The sequence below is a fragment of the Streptomyces sp. URMC 127 genome (assembly GCF_051386535.1).
Taxonomy (GTDB): domain Bacteria; phylum Actinomycetota; class Actinomycetes; order Streptomycetales; family Streptomycetaceae; genus Streptomyces.
The window spans coordinates 1-6,691 of record NZ_JBPQTW010000300.1 but is presented as its reverse complement, the minus strand read 5'-3'; the positions used below and the strand labels follow the sequence as shown (position 1 = coordinate 6,691).

The window sequence follows — 6,691 nt, the reverse complement described above, 5'->3', positions numbered from 1 at the left end:
CCCCCCCCCCCCCCCCCCCCCCCCCCCCCACCGGAAGGGGTGAACAGAGGTGACTTTCCCGGAGATGGGACGTTGCCTCGCGCTATGCGGGAGCTTCGGCCGCTTCGAGTCGCGGGACGGCCGCGAGCAGGCCCTTGGTGTAGGCGTGCCGGGGCCGCTCGTAGACGGTGTCGGCCGGGCCCTCCTCGACGATCCGGCCGCCGCGCATGACGACGAGCCGGTCGCTGACCTGCCGTACGACGGCGAGGTCGTGGGCGATGAAGACGAGCGCGAGCCCGAGGTCGCGCTGCAACTCGCCGAGCAGCCGCACGACCTGTGCCTGGGTGGTGACGTCCAGGGCGGAGACGGGCTCGTCGCAGACGATCAGCTTCGGCTCGGGCGCGAGGGCCCGCGCGATGCCGACGCGCTGCCGCTGGCCGCCGCTGAACTCGTGCGGGTAGCGGTGGTAGGCGGCCGGGTCGAGCCCCACGCGCTCCAGCAGTTCGCGCACGCGCCGGGTGATCGCGGCGTCGTCCAGCCTGCCCGCGGCGCGCAGCGGGTCGGCGATCGACTCGCCGATGCTGCGGCGGGGGTTGAGCGAGGAGACGGGGTCCTGGAAGACCATCTGCAGTTCGCTGCGGAAGGGGCGCAGCTCGCGCTCCTTGAGGCCGCCGATGTCGCGCCCGCGGTAGCTCAGCCGGCCGCCGGTGGGTTCCAGCAGGCGCACCAGCATCCGGCCGAGCGTGGTCTTGCCGCTGCCGGACTCGCCGACGATGCCGACGGTCTCGCCGGCCCGTACGGTGAGCGAGACGTCGTCGACGGCGGTCACGGCCCGCTTGCCGCGCCCGAACTCCCGCCGCAGGGAGGACGCTTCCAGCAGGACGGAGTCGTCACCTCCGGCCTGGTGCGGTACGTCCTTACGGGTCTCGCGGCGGACGTTTACCCGCGGGACGGCCGCCAACAGGTCGCGGGTGTAGTCCTCGCGGGGCGCGTGGAGCACCTCGCCGACGGGCCCGTGCTCGACGGCCCGCCCGTCCTTCATCACGAGCAGGTCGTCGACGCTGCCCGCCGCGACGCCGAGGTCGTGGGTGACGAGGATCAGGCCCGTGCCGGTCTCCGCGCGCAGTTCGCGCAGGAGGCCGAGGATCTGGTCCTGGACGGTCACGTCGAGGGCGGTGGTGGGCTCGTCGGCGACGATCAGCTTCGGCCGGCAGGCCAGGGCCATGGCGATCAGGGCGCGCTGGCGCATGCCGCCGCTGAACTCGTGCGGGCGGGAGCGGGCGCGGCGGGCCGCGTCCGGGATGCCCACACGGTCCAGCACCTCGGCCGCGCGGGCGCGGGCCTCGCGGCGGGAGGCGTCGCGGTGGTGGACGCGGTAGACCTCGGCGATCTGGTCGCCTACGGCCTGGTACGGGTCGAGGGAGGAGAGCGGGTCCTGGAAGACCATGGCGGCGACGCCGCCGCGGATCCGCCGCAGGGCGGCGTCGCCTGCGGCCTGGACGTCGTGCCCGGCGACGGTCACCGCGCCGGTGACCTCCGCGCCGGTGTCCCGGTGCAGGCCCAGCAGGGCGTAGGCGGCCGTGGACTTGCCGGAGCCGGACTCGCCGACGATGCCGAGCGCGCCGCCGGGCGCGAGCTCGAAGGAGAGGCCGTCCACGGCCCGGACGGGTGCGCCGCCGGGCCCGGCCGGGAAGGACACGCTGAGGCCGGAAACGGCCACCAGGGACCCGGCCGCGGCGCGGCCGTCCGCCGGCGCGCCGCTCATAGGGGATGCGGTCATCGCAGGGCCACCCTTCGGTCCGCGGCGGCGTAGAGCACGTCGGCCACGATGTTGGCGACGACGACGGCGGTGCCGGTGACCATGACCACGGCGACGACCACGGGCAGGTCGAGGGTCGTGGTGGCGTGCACCAGCAGCGCCCCGATCCCGGGCAGGCCGAACATCATCTCGGTGAGGACCGCGCCGCCGAACATCGACCCGAAGTCGGCGGCCGACAGGGCCACGACGGGCGCGACGGCGCCGCGCAGGGCGTGCCGGGTGACGAGCTTGCGCTCGGCGACCCCGTAGGCGCGGAAGGTGCGGATGTGGTCCTCGGCCAGCGTCTCCAGCATGGAACTGCGCATCAGCCGGGCGTACTTCGCGGACTCCAGCAGGCCGAGCGCGGCCCACGGCAGCAGCATGTTCCAGGCCCACTGCTCGGGGTCGTCGGTGAGCGGCACGTAGGACGGGAAGGGCAGCCAGGCCAGGTAGGCGCAGAAGAGCATCAGCAGGCCGAGGCCGCTGATGAAGACGGGGGTGGCGGTCCCGGCGAGGGTGAGCCAGGTCAGCACCCGTTCGGTGATCCCGCCGCGGCGCAGCGCGGAGAGCAGGCCGGAGCCGGTGCCCAGGAGCAGGGCGACGGCCATGGCGCCGACGGCGAGCGAGGCCGTGGCGGGCAGCCGCTCGGTCAGCATGTCGGTGACCTGCTGGTTGTTCTGGTACGACAATCCGAAGCACGGTGCGTCGCAGTGGAGGACGGCGGTGCCGGTGGAGTAGTCGTGCCCCGCGAAGAGGCCCTGCAGGAAGTGCCAGTACTGGACGTGCACGGGGTCGCCGAGGGAGAGCTGCGCGCGGACCTGGGCGATCTGCTCGGGGTTGCAGCGGGGTCCGCAGGCGAGGCGGGCGGGGTCGCCGGGCGCGATGTAGAAGGTCGCGTAGACGACGACGGAGAGGACGAGGAGGACGGCGAGCGCGCCCGCGGCGCGCCGCAGGAAGTATCCGGTCATGCCGCGCCTCCCGCGCCGCTCGTGCGCGCCGTGCGCCGGCCCCGGCCGACGCGCAGCCGGGACGCCTCGCGCGGGTCGAGCGCCGCGCGCACCCCGTCGCCGAGGACGGTGAAGGCGAGCGTGGTGACGAACAGCATGAGCGCCGGCAGCAGCACGTACACGGGGTCCGCGCGGAACCACGTGGTGGCCGTCGAGAGCATGTGGCCCCAGGAGGGGGTCGGGGGCTTCACGCCGACTCCGAGGAAGGACATGCTCGCTTCGAGCACGATGTTGGACGGCAGCAGGACGGCCGCGTAGGTGATCACCGGGGCGGCGAGCGAGGGCAGCAGCTCGCGCCGGGCGAGGCGCCGGGTGGAGCCTCCGGTGAGCCGGGCCGCGGAGACGAAGTCGAGCTTCATCAGGCTCAGGGTCTGGGCGCGCACGAGGCGGGCCATGCCGCCCCAGGCGAGCAGTCCGATGGCGATGACGAGCAGCACGGGCCGGGGGAAGTCCGCCGGGACGACGGCCATCAGGGCGATGGCGAAGACCAGCATCGGCATGGTGATCATGACGTCGGTGAGGTGGCTGAGCGCGCTGTCGACGAAGCGGTTGCCGAGCGCGGCCGCCACGCCCACGCCGACGCCGATGAGCACCTGGACGAGGGTGGCGCCGAGGGCGACGAGCAGCGAGACCCGCGCGCCGTAGACGAGGCGCACGAACAGGTCGCGTCCGGTGCCCGGTTCGACGCCCAGCCAGTGCTCGGCGCTGATGCCGCCGAAGTCGCCGAAGGGCACGCCGCCGCGCGCGGAGTCGACGAGGGCGTCGTGGTACGCGTTCGGGTCCTGGCCTTCGAGCGCGGCCAGCAGGGGCGCGGCGAGGGCCAGGAGGACGAGCAGGCCGAGCACGGCGGCGGCCGCGAGGGCGGACTTGCGCGCCCTCAGCCGCCGCCACACCTGCCGGGGGCCGGAGGCGGGAGCGGCGCCCGCCTCCGGTTCCTTCACAGTCAGATCAGTGGTCACTTGACCGCGACCTGCGAGACGTCGAGGACACCGGTCCAGTTGCTGATGACGACATTCTTGACGTCCTTGCCGAACAGGCGCTTGTAGACCGGGTTGAAGAGCGGCACGGTCAGGGCCTGCTCGCCGATCCGCTTGTCGAGCGCGCCCCAGCGCTGCGCGGCGGCGTCATGGTCGGTGATCTTGTTGATCGCGTCGATCTCGTCGTTGACCTTGGGGTCGTCGAGGCGGGCGGTGTTGAAGTTGGCACCGTCCTTCACGATCTGCCGGCCGTCGAAGATCGGGGCGAGGAAGGGGCCGCCGGAGGGCCAGTCGGCACCCCAGTGGGCGATGAACAGACCCGGCTGCTTCTCGAAGCTGTGGATCTTCTCGTCGTAGTCGTTGTCCTCCAGGCCCTCCAGCTTGACGGTGATCCCGGCCTCCTTGAGGGCGGCCTGGACCGCGGTCGCGATCTCGGGGCTGGTCTCGAAGTTCTGGGCGGTGGAGTGGGTGAGGGTGATCTCCAGGCCGTTCTCGTGCCCGGCCTCCTTCAGCAGCTCCTTCGCCTTGGCCGCATCGCCCTTGGCACCCGCCGGGAAGTGGTCGTAGGGCGTGTAGCCGAGGGGCTTCTGGCGGGGCAGGAAGGTCGTCGTGGGCTCGGCGAGCGAGGAGCCGCCCGCGGCGTTGACGACGCTGGTGCGGTTGATCGCGTACGAGATCGCCTGGCGCACCTTCGGGTCGTCGAAGGGCTTCACCGCGGGGTTGAACGCCAGGTAGGAGGTCTGGCCGAAGTGGCCGGTGCCGACCCGGGCGGCGAGGTTCTTGTCGCCGGTGACCTGGGCGAGTTCGGCCGGGCCGAGGTTGGTGTCGGTGGTCACGGCGGCGGCGTCGGGGCCGGAGCCGGTCGACAGGCGCTGGTTGATGACCGCGGAGGACAGGCCCGACTTGACCTCGATCCGGTCGGGGTAGGCGTGCCGCTCCTTGTCCGTCTCCTCGGACCAGTTGGGGTTGCGCTCCAGCGTCATCTGCTCGCCGTCGCCGGCGTTCTTGACGACCTTGTACGGGCCGGAGGAGACCGGGCGCTCCGCGTACTTCGCGCCGGTGTCCTTGGCCTTGGGCACGGGGGCGAACTGGGTGGAGGTGGCGAAGTAGGGGAAGTCGCCCTCGGACTTCTTCAGCTTGAAGACGATGGTCTTCTCGTCGGGCGTCTCGATGGAGTCGAGGCCCTTCTTCTCCTTGTACGGGCCCTGGTACGTGTCGCCGCCGATCAGCCAGTCGCGCAAGTAGGGCGCGCCGCCGGAGAGTTCGGCGGCGAAGGAGCGCTCGACGCCGTACTTGATGTCGGCTGCGGTGATGGGCGAGCCGTCCTCGTACTTGAGGCCGTCCTTCAGCTTGTACGTCCAGGTTTTGGCGTCGTCGCTGGGCGTGCCCGTGTCCGTGGCGAGGTCGGGGACGACCTTGGTGCCCTCGGCGCCGTTCGCGCGGTGGCGGGTGGTGAGGGTGCGGTAGACGAGCGAGGGGATGTTGCCGCCGCCGGAGGTGTAGAGGCGGGCCGGGTCGAACTGCTTCTGCGGCGCCCGGTTGAGCACCGTGAGCGTGCCGCCCTTCTGCGGCGCGCCGTCGGCACCGCCGCCCTTGGCGCCGTTCTCCTTCGGGCCGCACGCCGCTGCGCCGCCGGCCAGGACCACACTGACGGCGGCAGCGGCCACCCGACGGGATATGACGGACATGTGAGGCATGAGAGGTGAGGCCTTTCGCGGGAATGCGACGGTGAAGCGGGAAATGAGCGCAGCAAGCACCCGCGGAAGGCGGTGGCGAGGGGCACAGGGAGCACCGGACCGCCCCCGGCGGACGCGACGCTGCGGGGCGGCGCGTGACGGCGAGGGGAAAGGAGCGGTCTCAGCGACAGTGGATGTCGGCGACGCTGTGCGCGGCCACGCCGATCAGCGCCAGCACGAAGGCGGCGTTCTCGGAGGCGTGGCGGTACGACATGCGCAGAAGACTGAACGAATTTTCGGTCCCTGTCCAAGGTGTCTCACATCCAGAGATGAGACGTCCCGGACAGGAAGACATTCGATCACCGGGCGGGCGGGGCGCCCGGCCCGGGGATCAGGGGTACGGCCAGGGGTTCGGCCGGCAGGTGACGCCGTCCGTCGTCAGGAACTTCGTCTGCTGCATCATCACCGGGGCGAGCGCGCCTTCCTTGTCGCACGTCTCGTGGTCGTGCCCGAGGCGGTGACCGACCTCGTGGTTGATGAGCATCTGCCGGTAGGCGTACATCTTGTCGCCGTACGTGCGCGCACCCTGCGCCCACCGGTAGGCGTTGATCATGACGCGGTCGGTCATGGCGGAGTCGCAGGAGACGTTGTCCTGCGTGGTGTCCAGCCCCGACTTGGCGCACCACACGGCCGTGGTCCCGGGGGAGGCCAGGGTGATGACGAAGTCGGCGTGCCCGGAGGAGACCCGCTCGAACGTACGGGTGCCGCCGTGGCCCCAGCTGCGCTCGTCGTTCAGCGTGCGGTGCACGGCGGTGGCGAAGAGCTCGCCGTCGAGCGGCAGCCCCTTCTCGACGTCGACGCGGTAGCGCAGCACCTCGCCGCGGCCCGGGGCCTTGTCGTGGCCGTCGACGGTGACGAAGGAGCCGCTGCCCTTCGCCTTCTCGTCCAGCGGGTACCGCCGGTCCATCTTCTGCTCGTACGTGAGCCGCTCGGCGCCGCCGTTGGGCGTGGGGCGGCTGTCGGAGCGGGAGGCGGCGTCCGGCTTGGCCCTGTCGACGTCGGCGGGGCGCGCCTGTGCCTGGGTGTCGGTGCCGTCCTCGACCTGGCCGGCGACGACGACGGCGAGCACGGCCGTCACCACGGCCGCGGCCACGCCGGTGGCCGTCCGCGCCACGCCGCCGGCCGGCTTCGGGGATCCGGCGGCGCGGGACACGCCGCGGGAACCGCCGGTGCGGGGGCGGGAGGCGCCGGGGC

General features: G+C 72.5%; 6 protein-coding genes. All 6 read right to left on the bottom strand.

Annotation, left to right across the window (positions count from 1 at the left end; genetic code table 11):
* Nucleotides 1–82 precede the first annotated feature (82 nt).
* A complete protein-coding gene (locus tag ACSNOH_RS32480) occupies nt 83–1,759 on the bottom strand; it encodes a dipeptide ABC transporter ATP-binding protein (protein WP_436725040.1) in 1,677 nt (558 codons plus the stop codon).
* Nucleotides 1,756–2,745 (bottom strand): ABC transporter permease, encoded by a 990-nt coding sequence (locus tag ACSNOH_RS32475; RefSeq protein ID WP_436725039.1) that lies wholly within the window; start codon nt 2,743–2,745, stop codon nt 1,756–1,758. The genes ACSNOH_RS32480 and ACSNOH_RS32475 overlap by 4 nt, the downstream gene beginning before the upstream one ends.
* On the bottom strand, nt 2,742–3,743 hold the full coding sequence (locus ACSNOH_RS32470; RefSeq protein ID WP_436725038.1) for an ABC transporter permease: 1,002 nt from the start codon (nt 3,741–3,743) through the stop codon (nt 2,742–2,744). Before ACSNOH_RS32470 ends, ACSNOH_RS32475 begins: the two co-directional genes overlap by 4 nt.
* Nucleotides 3,740–5,458: an ABC transporter substrate-binding protein gene (locus ACSNOH_RS32465; RefSeq protein WP_436725037.1), complete on the bottom strand. Its 1,719-nt coding sequence runs from the start codon at nt 5,456–5,458 to the stop codon at nt 3,740–3,742. Before ACSNOH_RS32465 ends, ACSNOH_RS32470 begins: the two co-directional genes overlap by 4 nt.
* A 160-nt stretch (nt 5,459–5,618) precedes the next feature.
* The gene (locus ACSNOH_RS32460; RefSeq protein ID WP_324197103.1) at nt 5,619–5,711 is read right to left on the bottom strand and encodes an Ms4533A family Cys-rich leader peptide; all 93 of its coding nucleotides are present in this window, start codon (nt 5,709–5,711) and stop codon (nt 5,619–5,621) included.
* Nucleotides 5,712–5,828: 117 nt separating this feature from the next.
* The coding region (locus ACSNOH_RS32455; protein WP_436725036.1) for a DUF3152 domain-containing protein at nt 5,829–6,691 on the bottom strand (863 nt) is incomplete at its 5' end.

Excerpts from the sequence above, each read along its gene's own strand:
- ACSNOH_RS32465 (WP_436725037.1), bottom strand. The coding sequence starts at position 5,458 with ATGCCTCACATGTCCGTCATATCCCGTCGGGTGGCCGCTGCCGCCGTC.
- ACSNOH_RS32480 (WP_436725040.1), bottom strand. The coding sequence starts at position 1,759 with ATGACCGCATCCCCTATGAGCGGCGCGCCGGCGGACGGCCGCGCCGCG.
- ACSNOH_RS32475 (WP_436725039.1), bottom strand. The coding sequence starts at position 2,745 with ATGACCGGATACTTCCTGCGGCGCGCCGCGGGCGCGCTCGCCGTCCTC.
- ACSNOH_RS32460 (WP_324197103.1), bottom strand. The coding sequence starts at position 5,711 with ATGTCGTACCGCCACGCCTCCGAGAACGCCGCCTTCGTGCTGGCGCTG.